Source organism: Chitiniphilus eburneus (assembly GCF_005048205.1).
In the GTDB taxonomy this organism is placed as follows: domain Bacteria; phylum Pseudomonadota; class Gammaproteobacteria; order Burkholderiales; family Chitinibacteraceae; genus Chitiniphilus; species Chitiniphilus eburneus.
Window position 1 is genome coordinate 96,745 of sequence record NZ_SUMF01000009.1, and the last position, 19,238, is coordinate 115,982.

Here is a 19,238-nt window from a genome sequence, read left to right on the forward strand (position 1 = left end):
GGCGCCAGATTGTCTACGCAGGCGGCCCATTGCGGCGCCTGCGGTTCACTGCCATCGCAAAGGGTTGCCCCATGCTTGAAGCCTATCGCCAGCACGTCGCCGAGCGCGCCGCCCTCGGCATTCCGCCGCTCCCCCTCACCGCCCAGCAGACCGCCGACCTGGTTCAACTGCTGCAAAACCCGCCCGCCGGCGAGGAAGCGTTCCTGGTCGATCTCATTACCTACCGCGTGCCGCCCGGCGTGGACGATGCCGCCAAGGTCAAGGCCGCGTTCCTGGCCGCCGTGGCGCAGGGCAAGGATTCCTGTTCCCTGATCAGCCGCGCCAAGGCGGTGGAGCTGCTGGGCACGATGCTCGGCGGTTTCAACATCAAGCCGATGATCGACCTGCTGGGCGATGCCGAGGTCGGCACCGTCGCGGCCGAGGGCCTGAAGAAAACCCTGCTGATGTTCGATTACTTCCACGATGTGAAGGAGCTGGCCGACGCGGGCAACGCCAATGCCAAGGGCGTGATCGAATCGTGGGCCAATGCGGAGTGGTTCACCAGCCGCCCCGAAGTGCCGCAGGCCGTGACGCTGACCGTGTTCAAGGTCACCGGCGAAACCAACACCGACGATCTGTCGCCGGCGCCGGATGCCTGGTCGCGCCCCGATATCCCGCTGCATGCGCTGGCCATGCTGAAGAACCCGCGTCCGGGCATCGAGGCGGACCAGCCGGGCACGCTGGGCCCGATCAAGCAGATCGCCGCGCTGGCCGCCAAGGGCCATCCCATTGCCTACGTCGGCGACGTGGTCGGCACCGGTTCCTCGCGTAAATCCGCCACCAACTCGGTGTTGTGGTGGACCGGCGACGATATCCCCTTCGTGCCGAACAAGCGCTTCGGCGGTTACTGCCTGGGCGGCAAGATCGCGCCGATCTTCTTCAATACGCAGGAAGATTCGGGCGCGCTGCCGATCGAAGTGGATGTCAGCAAGCTGGACATGGGCGATGTGATCGAACTGCGCCCCTACGAAGGCAAGGTCATCAAGAATGGCGAAACCGTCGCCGAATTCGCGGTCAAGTCCGACGTGCTGTTCGATGAAGTGCGCGCCGGTGGCCGGATCAACCTGATCATCGGCCGTGGCCTCACCGCCAAGGCGCGTGAATCGCTGGGCCTGCCGGCTTCCACGCTGTTCCGCCTGCCGACGCTGCCGGTGGCTTCGACCAAGGGCTTCACCCAGGCCCAGAAGATGGTCGGCCGCGCAGTCGGCCTGCCGGAAGGCCAGGGCGTGCGTCCGGGTACCTATTGCGAACCGCGCATGACCTCCGTCGGCAGCCAGGACACCACCGGCCCGATGACCCGCGACGAGCTGAAGGATCTGGCCTGCCTGGGCTTCTCGGCCGATCTGGTGATGCAGTCGTTCTGCCACACCGCCGCCTACCCGAAGCCGGTGGACGTGAAGACCCACCACGAACTGCCGGAATTCATCCGCAACCGTGGCGGCGTCTCGCTGCGTCCGGGCGACGGCGTGATCCATAGCTGGCTCAACCGCATGCTGCTGCCCGATACCGTCGGCACCGGTGGCGACAGCCACACCCGCTTCCCCATCGGTATTTCGTTCCCGGCCGGCTCCGGCCTCGTCGCCTTTGGCGCCGCCACCGGCGTGATGCCGCTGGACATGCCGGAATCGGTGCTGGTGCGCTTCAAGGGCGAACTGCAACCCGGCATCACCCTGCGCGATCTGGTGAACGCGATTCCGCTGTACGCAATCAAGGCGGGCCTGCTGACGGTGGCCAAGGCTGGCAAGAAGAACATCTTCTCCGGTCGCATCCTGGAAATCGAAGGCTTGCCCAACCTGAAGGTGGAACAGGCATTCGAACTGACCGATGCCTCGGCCGAACGCTCGGCCGCCGGTTGCTCGGTGCGTCTGGACAAGGCCCCGATCATCGAATACCTGAATTCGAACATCGTGCTGCTGAAGTCGATGATCACCAATGGCTACGGCGATGCCAAGACGCTGGCGCGTCGCGTCAAGGCGATGGAGGCGTGGCTGGAAAACCCGCAATTGCTGGAGCCGGATGCCGACGCCGAATACGCCGCCGTGATCGAGATCGATCTGGCTGACGTGAAGGAGCCGATCCTGGCCTGCCCGAACGATCCGGACGACGTGAAGGTGCTGAGCGAAGTGGCCGGCACCCCGATCGACGAGGTATTCATCGGTTCGTGCATGACCAACATCGGGCACTTCCGCGCGGCCGGCAAGTTGCTGGAAGGCAAGCGCGACATCCCGGTCAAGCTGTGGATCGCCCCGCCGACCAAGATGGATGCGCAGCAACTGACCGAGGAAGGCTACTACGGCACCTTCGGCACGGCTGGCGCACGCACCGAAATGCCGGGCTGCTCGCTGTGCATGGGCAACCAGGCCCAGGTGCGCGAGGGCGCGACCGTGGTATCCACCTCCACCCGCAACTTCCCCAACCGTCTGGGCAAGAACACCAATGTGTTCCTGTCGTCCGCCGAGCTGGCCGCCATCGCTTCGCGCCTGGGCCGCATCCCGACCGTCGCGGAATACATGGCCGACATCGGCGTGATCGATGCCAAGGCGCAGGAGGTGTATCGCTACCTGAACTTCAACCAGATCGACAGCTACCAGGCCGAGGCCGAGAAGGCCGTCGTCTGAGCGCCGCTAACAAAACCCTTCTGGCAGCGTCGCGCGAACTTGCCGTACTGCGCGTACTGTCTGCGTTTCGCGCTCCTTGCCAGAACCGCTGCGCTGGGTTTTGTTCGCGGCTCTAGGGCGCGTTCAGTGCAAAAAGAAAGCCCACCGCGAGGTGGGCTTTTTCATGGACGGCAGGGGCGGGCCTACTTGCGCAGGCGCAGCGTCAGCCCCTTGAGGAAGTTGCGCAGGAACTGGTCGCCGCACGGGCGATAGTTCTTCTGGCCCTCCTTGCGGAACAGCGCGGACAGCTCGGGCTTGGAGACCTCGAACTCGACGCTGGCCAGGATGGCGTGCAGATCGTCCTCTTTCAGCTCGAACGCCACGCGCAGCTTCTTGAGGATGGTGTTGTTCGAAACCGGCCATACCACCTCCGGCGTCGGGCGGCTTTCGTCGCGGCCACGGCGGAACACGATCAGCCCGTCCAGAAAATGAGCCAGCGTCTTGCCGTCGCATTCGCGATAGCCGGGCTCGTCTTCCTTCAGCAGAAAGGCATGCACGTCCGCCTTGGCCACATCCAGGCCGGCCAGCGCGATGATCTCCACCACGCGCGGCTCGCCCAGATCCAGCATGTAGCGCACGCTGCGCAGTACGTCGTTGTTCATCATTTCGGGAAATCCATTCGGTTGCGGCGGCGCCAGAGCCGCGATTATGGGGCATGCGGCGCCGCGATGCGCTGTTCGCGCGGCACCGGCAGGCTGGTTGCTCGTGCAAAAAAGTGACACCGCCGATGACAGGCGCTTGACGCCAGGGCCGGCGCGGCCGTTCAATGCGCACTTTCGTCAACCGCATTATCTGAGAAGGAGAACCCGCCATGCTTCAGAAATATTCTCCGCAATACGCGTACTGACCCCCGATTCCGCCATCGGCGTGGGGGTGTTCGCCCCACGCCGGTCGCCTAGAAAGCCCCGGCCATGACCGGGGCTTTTTCATGCCCGCAATTCCGGCCCGGCGCTGTCCGGGCCTGATGCGGGCATGTACTGGAATCAAAGGCCATGCCCATTCTCAAGACTTTTTCCGGCGCGAAAGTGCCGGTCCATGTCTGGACCGATCAGATCGAGCCGGACGCCATTCAACAACTGAAGAACGTCGCCGCGCTGCCCATCGTGCATGGCCACGTGGCCGCGATGCCGGACGTGCACCTGGGAATCGGCGCCACCGTCGGTTCGGTGATTCCCACGCGCGGCGCCATCATTCCGGCCGCGGTGGGGGTCGATATCGGTTGCGGCATGAACGCAGTGCGCACCTCGCTGAACGCGGCGGACCTGCCCGACACGCTGGCGCGCCTGCGCTCGGCGATCGAGGCCGCCGTGCCGGTCGGATTTGCGCATCACGCCTGGGACAAGGTGCGTGGTTCGGCGCACCAGCGCGCGGCGCGGCCGCTGGACGACCGGCTGGATCGCATCGTCGGCCGCCATCCGGGGCTGATGAAGATGCAGCGCAAGTTTGCCCAGACATGGGTGTGCCAGATCGGCACGCTGGGTGGTGGCAACCACTTCATCGAGCTGTGCCTGGACGAAACCGAGCGGGTGTGGGTAATGCTGCACTCGGGTAGCCGGGGCACCGGCAACGTGATCGGACGTTATTTCATCGAGGCGGCGCGCAAGGACATGCGTCGCCACCAGATCAACCTGCCGGATCGCGATCTGGCGTATTTCAGCGAAGGTTCCACGCTGTTCGACGATTATGTCGATGCACTGGAGTGGGCGCAGGACTACGCGCTGGTCAACCGCCGCGAAATGATGCGGCTGGTGGTCGATGCGCTGCGCCCGCACCTGCCGGCCTTCACGCTGACCGACGAGGCGATCAATTGCCACCACAACTACGTGGCGCGCGAAACCCATGCCGGCGAGCGTCTGTTCATCACCCGCAAGGGCGCCATCGCGGCGCACGAGGGGCAACTGGGCATCATTCCCGGTTCGATGGGCGCCAGGAGCTTCATCGTGCGTGGCCTGGGCAACGAGAAATCGTTCTGCTCGTGCTCGCATGGGGCGGGGCGCCGGATGAGCCGGACCGAGGCCCGGCGGCGCTTCAACCGCTTCGATCTCGCCGCGCAGACCGAAGGCGTGGAATGCCGCAAGGATGGTGGCGTGGTCGATGAGATTCCCGGCGCCTACAAGGATATCGACCAGGTGATGGCGTATCAGTCCGACCTGGTCGAAGTGGTGCACACCCTGAAGCAACTGGTGTGCGTGAAGGGCTGATGGATCATGCAAGGAGCAAACATCATGAAGACACTGCAAAGCAACCACTGCTTTCGAAACCACCGCCAAACGCCGCAAGGGGTTCCCGTCTGAAACGGGGGTGAAGCGCGGCATGCGCTTCATTCGCGGTGGCGAGAAGGAACTGCTCGAAAAACTGGGGCGCAACGATCCATGCCCCTGCGGCTCGACCCGTTCCTTTCAAACACTGTTGCATGGCCAGCGGCTGCTTTCGATGGCAGCCGGCGCCATGACTATTTCCGCTGACCAACGCCTCGGCATTGCCAGGCCCGAACCAGGAGCAACGAGATGAAGCAGTCCGATGCCTCGTTCCGAATACGTACCGACCAAGAATATTGCCCGCCACGGCGGGATCTGGAGTTTTCATATGGACAAGCAGTTGGCCGACGATATCGTCGGCATCCTGCCGCAAGGCCGGACTTGCTTTAATTACTACCCCGAGCGCTATGCGTGGCTGTTGCTGCGTCATGTGGTCGGCGAGCAGACCAGCGTGGCGGCGCTCAAGCAAAGTCCGTTCGCGGCGTTGTTGCAAAAGCCACGGGTGAAAGCCTGGCTGGCGCAACTGGGCGGCAGCCGTATCGGCGTGGCCGATGTACTGGCCGCCGATGGCGACCCGCAGCCGCTGTGCTTCACCTTATCGCTCGATTGCTGGGAAGGCTCGCAAACCACCCGGGGCGCGGCCAACCTGGTGTTGCAGCTCAACTTCGACCGTCGGCACGACGCGCTGTATCAGGCATTGCTCAAGCCGCAGGACCAGGAAAGCCCGTTCTCCTTCGGCTGCCACCCGATCAATGAACGGGGTCGCAATACGCTGGCGTGGGCGCGACTGGATGTGGACCTGGATGCCGGCGAGGTGCTGATCGAGGAAATCCAGAACGACTGGTTGCGCGAAGCGGCCGCTTATCGCGAGCGACCGTGGCGCCTGTACGGCATCGACGGCAGCCAGGACGATATCCGGCGTTATCTCGACTGGCTGCTGGCGATGTACCGCAAGGTATGGGCCGAGGCAATGCTGGCGGCGACGGTCTGGTTCGTGCGCGAGGAACTGGGGGTGCGGCGGCTGTTCTATCACAGCCCCGCATCCAATGTGCGGCTGAAAGGGCTGGACCCGGACTGGGCGCCGCCGCGTTCGATCTATACCGATCTGCCGCGCCAGTTCTGCTTTCGCTCGGGTGCCGACGTGCCGCGCTTTCTGGCCGGCAAGCGTTCGAAGATCGCGCGCAACGCGCCGTTATATGCACTGCAACTGGAAAAGGTGGCGGCATGAAAATCAAGCTTCCCGCCAGCGGCAAGCCGCGCAATCCGTTTGCCATGGCGGCACGGCAGCGCGTGGCCGGCGCGCACGACAAAAGCGGCAAGGCCAGGCGACAGGCGCAGCGGCAGGCCTTGCACAAGGCGCTGCAGCGCGGCCAGTTCGATTGACCGTCGGGTCAATGCCTGGGGAGCGGCCCGTTACGACGGGCCGCTTTTTTCATGCCGGCCGCGTGATATAGTCGGGACGTTTTTTCCTTTCCGGTTTGCATCCGCATGCTTCATCAACGCCAATTCGTCGCCGTATCGCCCGCCCCGGGCGAGGCGCGTCTGCGCGTTGCGGATGTGAAATCGAAAAAACAGGCGCTCATCTGACGGGCCGCTTGTTTCCCGTCGGGTGTTCGGCCCACGGGATGTCCTGCTTCGTTCCTCGTTGTTGATTCGATCCCCGGTGCCTGACCTCGATGGTGTGATTGTTTATCCATCATTCAAGGAGGTTGTATGTTCGAAGGGATCTGGATTCCCATGGTGACGCCGTTCCGCGATGGCGCGCTGGACCTGCCGGCCGCGGCCCGGCTGGCGTCGCACCTGGCGCAGCGCGGCATTGCCGGGCTGGTGCTGTGCGGCACCACGGGCGAAGCATCGGCGTTGTCGCTGGCGGAGCAGCGCGCGTTGTATCGCGCGGTGCGCCAGGCGGTGGGTAAGGCCGTGCCGCTGGTGATGGGTGTTTCCGGCAGTGCCACGGGTCACGTGGTCGAGCAGGCGGCGATCTGGGACGAGGAGGGCGCGGATGGCCTGCTGGTGGCGGCGCCGTACTATGTCCGCCCGTCGCAGGCGGGGATCCAGCGTCACTTCGAGGCGGTGGCGGCGGCCACCGCGCTGCCCATCGTGCTGTACAACATTCCCTATCGCACCGGCGTGAACATCGACGTCGCGACGGTGTGCGCACTGGCACGCAACCCGCAATTCGCGGCCATCAAGGAATCAGGCGGCGGCAGCCTTGCGCAACTGGGGGAGCTGCTGGCGCGAACGCCCCTGAAAGTGCTGTGCGGCGAAGATGCGCTGATCTATCCCGCCGCCTGCATGGGCGCGCATGGGGCGATTGCCGCGGCGGCCCATCTTCACCCGGAACACTATGTATGGTTGCTGGAAGCAGTGCGGGCCGGGCGGCTGGAACGGGCCCGCGGCATTGCGCGGCAACTGCAACCCCTGATCGGCGCGGTGTTCGCCGAGCCGAACCCGGCGCCGCTGAAGGCCGCGTTGTCCCAGGCGGGCTGGATCGCGGACGAATTGCGCCTGCCGATGCTGCCGGCCGGCCCGGCCTGTCGCGCAGCATTGAACAATGCCCTGCGCGACATGGGGGAACCGGAGGTAGCGGGGGCGATGGCCTCCTGAAGCCTGGCATGAGGGTGCTGCCGTCCCGGCGCCGGGCGGCGGCATGACCAAATTTCAAATTTTTCATGAAGTTCCGGTGACGCCAGCCTTGCCCGGGGTAGGGGGTTGGGGCACAATCCCCCGCTCTTTCGGGTCGGATTGATTCTCAACCGACAATTTGCAGTGATGGCTTGCCCACCCATCCATGTCGACGGCGTCACCAGCCGTCACAAGTGGCAAGACGTCTTAGACCTTCTAGCCCAGGGGGTGTGGGATTCATGACTAATCTGGCTACGGCTGCCGCCTTGCAGCTGGATATGACGACCCAACTGCCCGTGTCGTCCTACTTCGACCAACGGCTTTACGAGCTTGAGCTGGAACGCCTGTTCGAGCGCGGTCCCAAATACATCGGCCACGCGCTGATGGTGCCCAACGCGGGCGACTATCACGTTCTGGAAATGACCGACGGCGCGCGTTACCTCAAGCGCACCGATTCCGGCATCAAGCTGCTCTCCAATATCTGCCGCCACCGCCAGGCCAGCATGCTGGTGGGGCGCGGTAACGCCACGCATACCATCTGCCCGCTGCATCGCTGGACCTACGATCAGCACGGTCAGTTGCTGGGCGCGCCGCATTTTCCCGGCAATCCGTGCCTGCATCTGCCGGAAACGGAACTGGTGCAGTGGAATGGCCTGCTGTTCGAAAAGAACGGCCACGACATCGAGGCGCACCTGAAGGATCTGGGCGTCGCGCGCGACCTGGATTTCTCCAACTACGTCTTCCACAGCGTGCAGGTGGATGAATACGTGGGCAACTGGAAGACCTTCATCGAGGTCTACCTGGAGGATTATCACGTCGAACCGTTCCATCCGGGGCTGGGCCAGTTCGTCAGTTGCGATGATCTGACCTGGCAGTTCGGCGACTGGTATTCGGTGCAGACCGTGGGCGTGCAGAACGCGCTCGCCCGGCCCGGTTCCCGGGTCTATGCCGAATGGCACAAGCAGGTGCAGACGTATTACGGCGACAAGCTGCCGCCCCATGGCGCGATCTGGCTCACCTACTATCCGAACGTGATGATCGAGTGGTACCCGCATACACTGGTGATCTCGACCATCGTTCCGACCGGGCCGCGCAGCTACAAGAACGTGGTCGAATTCTACTATCCCGAGGATATCGCCTATTTCGAGCCGGCATTCCTCGCGGCGGAGCAGGCTGCGTATGCGGAAACCGCCGTGGAGGACCAGGAGATCATCGATCGCATGGAAGCAGGGCGGCTGGCGCTGTACAAGGCGGGCCGCAACGAAGTCGGCCCGTATCAGAGCCCGATGGAGGATGGTATGCGGCACTTCCATCAGTTCCTGCGCCGGCAACTGGGAGATGCGATCCGGGCCTGATCCGGTTGCGGTGCCAGATGCGGGCCCGCCCTGATCGCCGGGGTGGCCGCGTCGAGCGATAATCCGTCGAAGGCAGCCCCGGCTGCCTTCATTTCTTTCAGCCCAAGCGTTGGCCCATGTTCAAATCCCTGTTGAATCGCCTGTCCGAATCCGGCCCGTTCTGGATGGTCGTCGCCGGCCTGTGCTTCGGCGTGATGGGGGTGTTCGTCAAGTTGGGCAGCGCCGGGTTCTCCACGGCGGAACTCGTGTTCTACCGCTGCCTGGCGGGCTTTCTTTTCATCCTGCTGGTCGCGTTGCCCGCGCGCCGCCCGTTGTGGGTGCCCTGGCCGGCGATGAAGGTACACCTGACCCGCAGCATCTCGGGCTTCGTTTCGCTGATGCTGTATTTCTACGCCATTGCCCATCTGCCACTGCCCACCGCCGTCACGCTCAACTACACCTCGCCGCTGTTCCTGATGCTGCTGACCGCGCTGTGGTTGAAACAACGGCCGCATCGCGGTCAATGGCTGGCCATCGTGGTGGGCTTTGCCGGCGTGGCGCTATTGCTGCGGCCGACACTGGATGCCACGCAATGGCTGGCTGGCGTGGTCGGGCTGGGGTCGGGCCTGCTGGCCAGCGTGGCCTACATGAACGTGCACGAGCTGGGCCGGCTGGGCGAGCCCGAGTGGCGGACCGTCTATTATTTTTCGCTGGTGTCCTCGGTGGGCGCCGGCATGGTGATGCTGCTCCAGCGCGCGCCCATGACGCCCATCGATTTCGACAATGTCTGGCTGCTGTTGGGCATGGGCGTTGCCGCCACCTGCGCGCAACTGTCGATGACACGGGCCTATCGCAAGGGCAAATCGCTGATCGTCGCCAGCATGGCGTACCTGACCGTGGTGTTCTCCACCTTGTTCGGCATGCTCATCTGGGGGGATGTCCTGCCGACATCCAGCTACGCGGGCATGTTATTGATCGTGGGCTGCGGCATACTTTCCAGCACGATGTTGCGCAAGGGCTGAGCGGGGTTGCAACGCCGACGCGCGTGCGCCAAGGCGTCGCTGGACACGTGTGATACGCTAGCTGCCCGTATATCGCGATTCGCCGGAGCCTTTTTCCCCGCGGTGGCTGGCAAGATGCCATCCATGGTGTGGCGCGATGGCAATCCTCTTTTGAAGATCAGCGGTTTGACGATTCGATGCGCATCCTGATTTCCAACGACGACGGCTATTTTTCCCCCGGCATCGAGGCCCTGGCCGCGGCCTTGTCGCCGCATCACGATGTCACCGTGTGTGCGCCCGAACGTGACCGCAGCGCCGCCAGCAATTCATTGACGCTCGATCGCCCATTGAGTATCCGCAAGGCGCCGTCGGGTTTCTTCTACGCCAACGGCACGCCGACCGACTGCGTTCACGTCGCGGTTACCGGCTTTATGGAACACCCCCCGGAGCTGGTGGTATCGGGTATCAACCACGGTGCCAACATGGGCGAGGACACCATCTATTCCGGGACGGTGGCCGCCGCCACCGAAGGCTATCTGCTGGGCGTTCCGGCGCTGGCGGTGTCGCTGGCGTCGCGCAGCCCCCGCCATTACGATGCCGCCGCACAGGTGGCGCAGGATCTGGTGGCGCATTGCCAGCGCCAGCCGTTTCGTGGCGCCGTACTGCTCAATGTGAACGTACCCGATCTGCCCTACGCGCAGATCAAGGGCTTCAAGACCACCCGCCTGGGTCACCGGCACCGGTCCGCGCCCGTGATCAAGGCCGAGAATCCGCGTGGCGAGCCGATCTGGTGGGTGGGCCCGGTCGGCGAGGTCGCCGACGCCGGAGAGGGCACCGATTTCCATGCCGTGGCCGAGGGATATGTTTCGGTCACGCCGCTTTCGATCGACCTGACCGCTTACGCACAACTGGACTTCATTTCGACATGGCTGCCCGAATGAACTTCAACATCCCCGGCAACAGTGGCATGACCTCCGCGCGCACCCGGGCCCGACTGGTGGAACGGCTGCGCACATCGGGTATCTCCGATGAAACGGTACTGAGCGTGATCGGCGAGGTACCGCGCCACGTTTTCGTCGACCAGGCGCTGGCGCACCGCGCCTACGACGATGTGTCATTGCCCATCGGACACAACCAGACGATTTCGCAACCGTATATCGTTGCCCGCATGACCGAACTGGTGTTGGGCGGCGCGGGCCGGAGCAAGGTGCTGGAGATCGGTACCGGCTGCGGCTACCAGACCACCGTGCTGGCGCAGTTCTACAAAACCGTCTATTCGGTGGAGCGCATCGGTGGCCTGGCCAGAACCGCGCGTGAACGCCTTTCGCAGTTGGGCGTCCATAATGTGCGGCTGCGTCACGGCGACGGCAGCAAGGGGCAACCAGAGGCCGCGCCATTCGATGCCATCCTGATCACCGCCGCGGCCCCCATCGTGCCCGAATCGCTGATCGAGCAACTGACCATCGGCGGTCGGCTGGTGTTCCCGGTGGGCACCAGCGATCAGGAACTACGCATGATCGAACGCCTCGAAGATGGCCACGAGGAAACCCGGCTGGAAAAAGTGCGCTTCGTGCCGCTGCTGCCGGGCCTGGCCTGACTATCCGTTTACCCGTGCCAGCATGGCTGGCAGACCACCCCTCAAGGAGTTAGCCCGTGAGTCGGCATCCACTGATCGTTTTCGCCGCCGTGCTGCTGGCCGGATGTGCCAGCGAACCGCGCACCCCGGCGCCCATCATCGATGGCATGTCGCGTACCCCACCCCCTGCCCAACCCGCCCCCCCTGCCGTAGGGGTGGTGTCGCCTGAAGCACCCAACCCGGTGGAAGTGCCACCCGGCAGTTATATGGTCAAGCGTGGGGACACACTTTATCGTGTGGCACTGGATAACGGTTTGGATTACAGGGAACTGGCGGCCTGGAACGGGCTGGCCAACGTCAACGACATCAAAGTGGGCCAGATTCTTCGGCTCAATGGCCCGGGAGATGCAAAGGGGGTGGAAGTTAAGCCGCTGGTGACGGATAGCCCGACTGACGGCGGGACGATCAAGCCGGTCAGCCCTACACCGTCGGTTGCCCCGGATACACCTTCTGTTTATCGCTATCCGCAGGCAGTGAAATTGCCGTATACGCCGGATGCCGCAGCCAGGGTGGCAGCCGCCGCGGAACCGCCGACGGTTGCATCGATGCCACAGAAAACCGTAGTGCCCACAGCAGTGCCTACCCCGGTTCCCACTGCTGCCCCAGGGGTGAAAACCCCCGTAAAACCTGACGTTGCGGACAGCAGTGACGATAAAGCGGTGGATGAATGGTTGATGCCTACCGCCGGTCAAGTAACAAAAGGTTTCACTTCTGATTCAAAAGGTATTGATATCCCCGGCAAAATGGGTCAGCCTATCGTTGCGTCAGGTTCTGGCAAGGTGGTTTACGCGGGAGCCGGATTGCGCGGTTACGGCAAGATGATCATCATTAAGCATAACAAGGAGTATTTGACGGCCTATGCGCACAACAGTAAGTTGATCGTCAAGGAGGGGGATGTCGTCAAGCGCGGCGAAAAGATCGCGGAAATGGGCGACAGCGATACGGATCAGGTCAAGCTTCACTTCGAAATCCGCAGATTTGGCAAACCGGTAGACCCGGCCAAATATATCCAGACGGAAAAGCCATGAACGATCAAATCGATATTCTTGAAGAAGAAGACGTAGCCGAGGGCGAGGAAGACCTCGACTTGAACGAGGATCAGCGGGAACAGGAGGCCGAGGCGGAAGTTGCTGCGGGTGAGGAACGCGAAACCTACAGTTACGAAAGCACCGGCGATGTCACGCAGATCTATCTGAACGAAATTGGCCATAGCCCATTGCTGACCCCCGACCAGGAACGGGCGCTGGCCAGGCGAGTGGTGCAGGGCGATTTCGAAGCCCGGCAGAAAATGATCGAGCACAACCTGCGGCTCGTCGTGAACATCGCCAAGCACTACATCAACCGCGGCATGACGCTGCTCGACCTGATCGAGGAGGGCAACATCGGCCTGATGCATGCCCTGGAGAAATTCGATCCGGAGCGCGGCTTCCGTTTTTCCACCTACGCCACATGGTGGATCCGGCAGTCGATCGAGCGGGCGATCATGAATCAGAGCCGTACCATCCGGCTGCCCGTGCATGTCATCAAGGAATTGAACGTCTATCTCCGGGCCCAGCGCCATCTGGAGGCCAGCCTGGGGCATGAACCCAGCCTGGAGGATATTTCCCATCTGGTGGGCAAGAGCGTCGACGATGTCCGGCGCGTGATGGGATTGAACGAACGGGTTGCCTCGCTCGATGCCCCGCTTGATATCGATCCGATGCTCACCATTGGCGAATCGATTCCCGACGATCAGCACGACGGCCCCGAAGCCATCCTGCAAAACGCCGAGGTCGAGCGTTATGTGAAGGAATGGCTCAAGCAACTGAACGATAAGCAGCGGATGGTCATCGAGCGTCGTTATGGCTTGAATGGCTATGAAATCTGCACGCTGGAAGACCTGGCTGCCAGCCTGAACCTCACGCGAGAGCGGGTGCGGCAGATCCAGATCGAGGCACTGGAGCAATTGCGCCGGATTCTCCGCCGTTACGGGGTATCCCGCGACGTCGTGCTGTAAATCGCGCCGGATCGCTGAAAGTAAAACGCCGCCAGAAACTGGCGGCGTTTTTTATTGCGCCTTTCGGGCTGAATCCTGATTTGATGCCTGATTGATTTTTTCCATATTGTCGATTTCCACGCCATGGCGCTGCGGCCAAAAAAAGCCTGCGGTCAGGCAGGCTTGGTGGTGAATGAATGTGCCTGAAGCCGATATCAGAAACCGGTCCAGGTTCCGACCAGCAGCCGGGTGACATTGTCCTCGTCGCCGATGCCATCCAATTGATAGCTGGCATGCATCACGCTGGGCTGACCGGCCGTATCCAGCATATGGTGACGCAGTTGCAGGAAGCCCACGGTCTGTTTGGACAGCGTATAGGTGTACTGGAAGTTGATCGCCTGGATGCCGTCGTCACGGGTGGTGCCATCCGTCTTGCTGTCGTCGATGAACTCATACGCCAGGATGAAATTGTGCTTGCCGGTGGTATAGCCGCCACGGATCAGATATTGGTCCACCGTGGTCTTGTCGGAGCCGGCCGCGTGCACGTTCGGTACATCGCCATACCATTCGTTGCGGATATAGCCCGCGCCCACTTCAAAGCCGCTGAAGCGATAACGGCCGCCGATGAAGTATTCCCTGGCCTTGTTGTCGGTGTTGTACGACCCGCCAGCGCCCCAACTGTTTCCGCCGAAGGATGCCGCTTCGGAATCGATGCTTTCGCTGTTTTTGCCCTGGTAATAGCCGGCATCGATATTGAAGGCATCCGCCGCATAGGCTGCGGTCACTTCATAGGCGTTGGCATCGCTGTCGCCGGAGCCCAGATCATATTGGGCGCCAAAGCTGAACCCATTCCATTTGGGCGACAGATAGGTAATGGCACGGGGATAATCCGCCTCGTGCGCGCCGAAGTCGCCAGTCAGATTGGTCACGCCATTGGCGCCATAGGGCCAGTCCAGCATGGTCAGGTATAGCGTGGAAAACTGATTGCCGAAGCGGAAGGTACCGAAGGGCGTGTCGTAGCCGATCCAGGCCTCGCGTTGCCCCCAACTGTCGTAACGGAAATCGGTGGCCACTTTTTGCGCCAGGCGCCATGACAGGGTACTGCCGTTATCCAGGCGGTCCTTGCCATCGATATTGACGATCAGATCGATTTCCTGCATGAACTTGCCGCTGGTATCCGTATCGGCAAAGCTGTCGCCATTGTTGGTGCGGTAGAAAAAGTCCATTTCGGCGGAACCGCCGATGGAAACTTCGGCGAGCGCGGGTGTCGCGATCAGCGCCACCATACTTGCCAACAGCGTGCGTTTGAACATTTGCGTGGTCTCCATTGATCACCGAAGCACCCGGAGAGGTTTGCTCGACCCGTGCTTGGCTGCCTTATCGTTATAGCCACCGGTCAATGAGACGCTAGCGTCTGTTTGTTTTCGTCAAAGGGCGATGGTTTTTTCGAGACAAAAAGTGCCTGCGGTGCCGCAGGAACTGCGTAGCCACGGGGGCCGGGATTGCTTGCCCTGGCCATGAGCGGCGGCGGGAGCGAGATGCCCGCCGCGGGAGCCGCGCTCACCTCATGGGCGTTGGCATCGCGGTCACCGGCGTCCAGGTGGTTCCGGGCGCCGAAGGCAGCCGCAAGCCTGGGGCGAGAGATCGGGCTACCTGGGCAAATGGAACGCAGGGAAATGTCGCCGGGTTGAAACGGTCGATGGGGAATGTCCCCATGGGCAGTGCTCGAACCCGGCTGCTACAGTGACTTTCCCGTTTTGGAGCGCCCGGATGCTGTTCAGAACCATCGCCCACCATGACCTGCACGCCTTGCTGGCCCTGGCCCGCGAGGCCGGCGTGGGGGTGACGACGCTATCGCCGAACGCGGAGCGGCTGGCGGCGCGCATCGCGGCCAGCGTCGGCTCGGTGGAAGGCAATCCGGAAGTGGCCGAGGCCAGCTACGTATTCGTGCTGGAGGACGACACGGATGGGCGCATCGTCGGGAGCGCCGCCATCGAGGCGGCGGTGGGCATGCACGATACCTGGTACAACTACCGGGTAGGCCTGTCGGTGCACGCATCGCGCGAACTGGGCATCTACAAGCAATTACCCACGCTGTTCCTGACCTCCGACCTCACCGGGTCTTCCGAACTGTGTTCGCTGTTCCTGTTGCCCGATTATCGGCGCGACGGCAATGGGGCGCTGCTTTCCAAGGCACGCTTCCTGTTCATGGCCGAGTTTCCCGAGCGTTTTTCGCAACGGGTGATCGCCGAAATGCGCGGTGTTTCCGACGACACCGGGCAGTCGCCGTTCTGGGAGAGCCTGGGGCGCCATTTCTTCAAGATGGACTTCGCCCGGGCCGACTTCCTGTCCTACGTGGGCAGCAAATCGTTCATCGCCGAATTGATGCCCAAGTACCCGATCTATACCTGCCTGCTGTCCGACGCCGCGCAGGCGGCCATCGCCGACGTCCACCCCGCCACGCGGCCGGCGCGCAAGCTGCTGGAAGCGGAGGGCTTCCGTTATCAGGGCTATATCGACATCTTCGATGCCGGCCCCAGTCTGGAATGCTCGCTGGACGACGTGCGCGCGGTACGCAAATCCGCATTGTTCGAGGCGCTGCCGGTCACGACCGCATCCAGGGGCGGCACGCCCTGGCTGGTGAGCAATCGCCGGCTGCACGATTTTCGCGTCACGCTGGCCACGACGCGGCCGCTGGAGCACACCTTGCCACTGACGCCGGCGGTGCTGGCTCGGCTGGGCATCGAAGATGGCGACAGCGTGCGCGCGGTGCCGTTATCCGGCTCGATCAAGGAGTAAGCGATGTTGTGGATTGATGGCGAATGGCGTCTGGGGCGGGGAGCGGCCTGGCAATCGGTCAACCCGGTGACGCAGCAGATGGTCTGGCAAGGTCAGGCCGCCAGCCCGGCCGATATCGACCAGGCGGTGGCGGCGGCGCGCCATGCCTTTGCCGGCTGGCGGGAACTGGACGTGGCCGAACGCATTGCCGTCTGCCGCTGCTTCGCCGATCTGCTGCGCGAGAACCAGGCCGAACTGGCGGCAACCATCGGGCTGGAAACCGGCAAACCGCGCTGGGAGGCCCTGACCGAAGTCACCACCATGATCAACAAGGTGGAGATTTCGGTCCGCGCTTTCGAAGAGCGTGCCGGCCACCGCGAGGCGCAACAGGGCGATGCCAATGCCGTGCTGCGTCACCGCCCGCACGGCGTCGTGGCCGTGTTCGGCCCCTACAATTTCCCCGGCCACCTTCCCAATGGCCATATCGTGCCGGCCCTGCTGGCCGGGAACGCCGTGCTGTTCAAACCGTCCGAACTCACGCCGCTGGTGGCGCAGAAAACGGTCGAAGTCTGGGCCGCGGCGGGCCTGCCGGCCGGTGTGCTCAACCTGGTGCAAGGCGCGCGCGAAACCGGGCAGGCCCTGGCGACGCATCCCGGCATCGACGGCCTGTTCTTCACCGGCAGCGCGGCCACCGGCTACCGGCTGCATGCCCAGTTTGCCGGGCAGCCGGAAAAGATCCTGGCCCTGGAAATGGGCGGCAACAACCCGCTGATCGTCGAACCGGTCGGCGACATTCCGGCAGCGCTGCACCATGTGTTGCAGTCGAGCTATATCTCCGCCGGCCAGCGCTGCACCTGCTCACGGCGCCTGCTACTGCCTGCGGGGTCATGGGGAGATGCCTTCCTCGCCCGGCTTACGCGTGCCACGGCCGCGCTGACGGTGGGCGAGTGGGATGCCGAGCCGCAACCCTTCATGGGCGCGGTGATTTCGCTGGCGGCCGCCGATGCGCTGCTCGACGCGCAACAGCGCCTGCTGACGCAGGGTGCGCAGGCATTGCTGCCGCTGCGACGGCTACGCGAGGGCACGGCCCTGCTGTCGCCCGGCTTGCTCGACGTCAGCGCCGTGGCCGATCTGCCGGACGAAGAATATTTCGGCCCCTTGCTGCAAGTGCAGCGCTACCGTGATCTCGATCATGCGCTGGAACTGGCCAATGCCACGCGCTTCGGCCTGGCGGCCGGGTTGATTTCCGATTCGGCCGAGCATTACCAGCGTTTCTGGCGTGCCACTCGGGCCGGCATCGTCAACTGGAACAAGCCATTGACCGGCGCCTCCAGCGCCGCGCCGTTCGGCGGCGTGGGGGCTTCCGGCAATCATCGCCCCAGCGCCTACTACGCGGCCGACTACTGCGCCTTCCCCGTGGCCTCGCTGGAAGCCGAAACCCTGGCGCTGCCCGCGCAATTGCCGCCGGGCATGGTACTTGGACCAACGTCGGGCGCGTCGTCCTGAGGCATTCTTCATGAATACGCCGGCCGTGCCCGGCGCCACACCGCGAGAACCCATCACGCCATGAGCGCATTCGAAGCCAATTTCGATGGCCTGGTCGGCCCGACACACCATTACGGCGGACATTCCTTCGGCAATGTCGCCTCCACCGGCAGTGCCGGCCAGACCGCCGACCCCCGCGCCGCGGCACGGCAGGGGCTGGCGAAGATGAAGGCCCTGGCCGATCTGGGCTATCGCCAGGGCGTGCTGCCGCCGCAGGAGCGTCCGGCGGTCTGGACGCTGCGCCAGCTTGGCTTCCAGGGCAGCGATCCCGAGGTGCTCGCGGGCGCGGCCCGCCAGCCGCACCTGCTCGCCGCCGCCTCGTCGGCATCCAGCATGTGGACGGCCAATGCCGCCACCGTGAGCCCGTCGGCGGATACCGGCGACGGACGCGTCCACTTCAGCGTGGCCAACCTGCAAAACAAGTTTCATCGCGCCATCGAGCACGAGCAGACCGCGCGCAGCCTGCGGGCGATTTTCAAGGACACGGCGCATTTCGCCGTCCATGACGCCTTGCCGATGCATCCGGCATTCGGCGACGAAGGCGCGGCCAACCATACCCGCTTCGCCAAGGCCTACGATGCGCCTGGCGTGGAATGCTTCGTCTATGGCCGGCGACATTGGGGCGGGCAGGTCGAACCGACCCGTTACCCGGCGCGCCAGACGCTGGAGGCGAGCGAGGCGGTGGCGCGGCGGCACGGGCTGAATCCGGCCGATACGCTCTTCGTGCAGCAGCACCCCGCCGTCATCGACGCTGGCGTGTTCCACAACGACGTGATCGCCGTGGGCAACCTGGACGTGCTGTTCTGCCACGCACAGGCGTTTGTCGAACAGCAGTCGGTCTACCGCACCCTGGACGACCGCCTGGGCGGCGGCCTGCGGGTGATCGAAGTCCCGGCGGAACGGATCAGTGTGGAGGATGCGGTCCGCAGCTACCTGTTCAACAGCCAGTTGCTCGATCGCGGCGCGGGGCGGATGCGGCTGGTGGTGCCCGAGGAATGCCGTGGCCATGCAGCGGTCTGGGATTACCTGCAAACCCTGATCCACAGCGGTGGCCCCATCGACGAACTGCTGATGTTCGACCTCAAGCAAAGCATGAAGAACGGCGGCGGCCCGGCCTGCCTGCGCCTGCGGGTGGCGCTGACGGCGGCGGAGGGCGCGGCGGTGAATCCGCGTGTCTGGCTGACCGAGGAACGCCATGCCGAGCTGGAGGCCTGGATCGGCCGCCATTATCGCGACCGCCTGAGCGAAGCCGATCTGGCCGATCCACAGTTGCTGATCGAAGTGCGCACCGCGCTGGACGAACTGACGCGAATGCTGGGGCTGGGTAGCATTTACCCCTTCCAGTACGGCGGAACAGGCTTAAGCTGAAAGCCGAACATGTCGTAGCATG

The 19,238-nt window shown here is 63.6% G+C and carries 17 protein-coding genes; 15 read left to right on the forward strand and 2 right to left on the reverse strand.

The window, feature by feature from the left end; genetic code table 11:
- The first annotated feature begins 71 nt into the window (after window positions 1–71).
- Window positions 72–2,657 (forward strand): bifunctional aconitate hydratase 2/2-methylisocitrate dehydratase, encoded by a 2,586-nt coding sequence (gene acnB, locus FAZ21_RS10215; RefSeq protein ID WP_136773344.1) that lies wholly within the window; start codon window positions 72–74, stop codon window positions 2,655–2,657.
- Window positions 2,658–2,839: 182 nt separating this feature from the next.
- On the opposite strand, the gene FAZ21_RS10220 is transcribed toward acnB, so the two are convergent.
- Window positions 2,840–3,301 carry a YehS family protein gene (locus FAZ21_RS10220; protein ID WP_136773345.1) on the reverse strand — a complete coding sequence of 154 codons (462 nt, stop codon included), beginning with the start codon at window positions 3,299–3,301 and terminating at the stop codon, window positions 2,840–2,842.
- Window positions 3,302–3,688: 387 nt separating this feature from the next.
- Between FAZ21_RS10220 and FAZ21_RS10225 the strand changes: the two genes are divergently transcribed.
- From FAZ21_RS10225 to rpoS, 11 genes are all read left to right on the forward strand, one after another.
- Window positions 3,689–4,897, forward strand: coding sequence for an RtcB family protein (locus FAZ21_RS10225; RefSeq protein ID WP_136773346.1), 1,209 nt, complete (start codon window positions 3,689–3,691; stop codon window positions 4,895–4,897).
- A 112-nt stretch (window positions 4,898–5,009) separates the two neighbouring features.
- Complete coding sequence (locus FAZ21_RS10230; RefSeq protein WP_211243429.1) at window positions 5,010–5,207, forward strand: SEC-C metal-binding domain-containing protein; 198 nt, start codon at window positions 5,010–5,012, stop codon at window positions 5,205–5,207.
- A 9-nt stretch (window positions 5,208–5,216) separates the two neighbouring features.
- Window positions 5,217–6,182 carry a hypothetical protein gene (locus FAZ21_RS10235; protein ID WP_136773348.1) on the forward strand — a complete coding sequence of 322 codons (966 nt, stop codon included), beginning with the start codon at window positions 5,217–5,219 and terminating at the stop codon, window positions 6,180–6,182.
- A complete protein-coding gene (locus tag FAZ21_RS20275; RefSeq protein ID WP_169307342.1) occupies window positions 6,179–6,337 on the forward strand; it encodes a hypothetical protein in 159 nt (52 codons plus the stop codon). Before FAZ21_RS10235 ends, FAZ21_RS20275 begins: the two co-directional genes overlap by 4 nt.
- A 330-nt stretch (window positions 6,338–6,667) precedes the next feature.
- Window positions 6,668–7,561 (forward strand): 4-hydroxy-tetrahydrodipicolinate synthase, encoded by an 894-nt coding sequence (gene dapA, locus FAZ21_RS10240; protein ID WP_136773349.1) that lies wholly within the window; start codon window positions 6,668–6,670, stop codon window positions 7,559–7,561.
- 296 nt (window positions 7,562–7,857) lie between these two features.
- Window positions 7,858–8,934: an aromatic ring-hydroxylating oxygenase subunit alpha gene (locus tag FAZ21_RS10245; protein ID WP_246038585.1), complete on the forward strand. Its 1,077-nt coding sequence runs from the start codon at window positions 7,858–7,860 to the stop codon at window positions 8,932–8,934.
- A 116-nt stretch (window positions 8,935–9,050) separates the two neighbouring features.
- Window positions 9,051–9,935 (forward strand): DMT family transporter, encoded by an 885-nt coding sequence (locus FAZ21_RS10250; protein WP_246038588.1) that lies wholly within the window; start codon window positions 9,051–9,053, stop codon window positions 9,933–9,935.
- A 176-nt stretch (window positions 9,936–10,111) separates the two neighbouring features.
- Complete coding sequence (gene surE / locus FAZ21_RS10255) at window positions 10,112–10,855, forward strand: 5'/3'-nucleotidase SurE (RefSeq protein WP_136773351.1); 744 nt, start codon at window positions 10,112–10,114, stop codon at window positions 10,853–10,855.
- A complete protein-coding gene (locus FAZ21_RS10260; protein WP_246038590.1) occupies window positions 10,852–11,511 on the forward strand; it encodes a protein-L-isoaspartate(D-aspartate) O-methyltransferase in 660 nt (219 codons plus the stop codon). Before surE ends, FAZ21_RS10260 begins: the two co-directional genes overlap by 4 nt.
- Before the next feature lie 56 nt (window positions 11,512–11,567).
- Entirely contained in the window at window positions 11,568–12,578 is a 1,011-nt protein-coding gene (locus FAZ21_RS10265) for a peptidoglycan DD-metalloendopeptidase family protein (RefSeq protein WP_211243430.1), read from the forward strand.
- A complete protein-coding gene (gene rpoS / locus FAZ21_RS10270; RefSeq protein WP_136773352.1) occupies window positions 12,575–13,546 on the forward strand; it encodes an RNA polymerase sigma factor RpoS in 972 nt (323 codons plus the stop codon). Before FAZ21_RS10265 ends, rpoS begins: the two co-directional genes overlap by 4 nt.
- Window positions 13,547–13,740: 194 nt before the next feature.
- Here the strand turns inward: rpoS and FAZ21_RS10275 are convergent, their stop codons facing one another.
- Window positions 13,741–14,838 carry a porin gene (locus FAZ21_RS10275; protein ID WP_169307343.1) on the reverse strand — a complete coding sequence of 366 codons (1,098 nt, stop codon included), beginning with the start codon at window positions 14,836–14,838 and terminating at the stop codon, window positions 13,741–13,743.
- A gap of 457 nt (window positions 14,839–15,295) precedes the next feature.
- On the opposite strand from FAZ21_RS10275, the gene astA reads away from it, so the two are divergent.
- From astA to astB, 3 genes are read left to right on the forward strand one after another with little or no spacing between them, the layout of a single operon-like run.
- Window positions 15,296–16,324 carry an arginine N-succinyltransferase gene (gene astA / locus FAZ21_RS10280; protein WP_136773354.1) on the forward strand — a complete coding sequence of 343 codons (1,029 nt, stop codon included), beginning with the start codon at window positions 15,296–15,298 and terminating at the stop codon, window positions 16,322–16,324.
- 3 nt (window positions 16,325–16,327) lie between these two features.
- A complete protein-coding gene (gene astD, locus FAZ21_RS10285) occupies window positions 16,328–17,809 on the forward strand; it encodes a succinylglutamate-semialdehyde dehydrogenase (protein WP_136773355.1) in 1,482 nt (493 codons plus the stop codon).
- A gap of 60 nt (window positions 17,810–17,869) precedes the next feature.
- Window positions 17,870–19,216 (forward strand): N-succinylarginine dihydrolase, encoded by a 1,347-nt coding sequence (gene astB / locus FAZ21_RS10290; protein WP_136773356.1) that lies wholly within the window; start codon window positions 17,870–17,872, stop codon window positions 19,214–19,216.
- Window positions 19,217–19,238 lie beyond the last annotated feature (22 nt).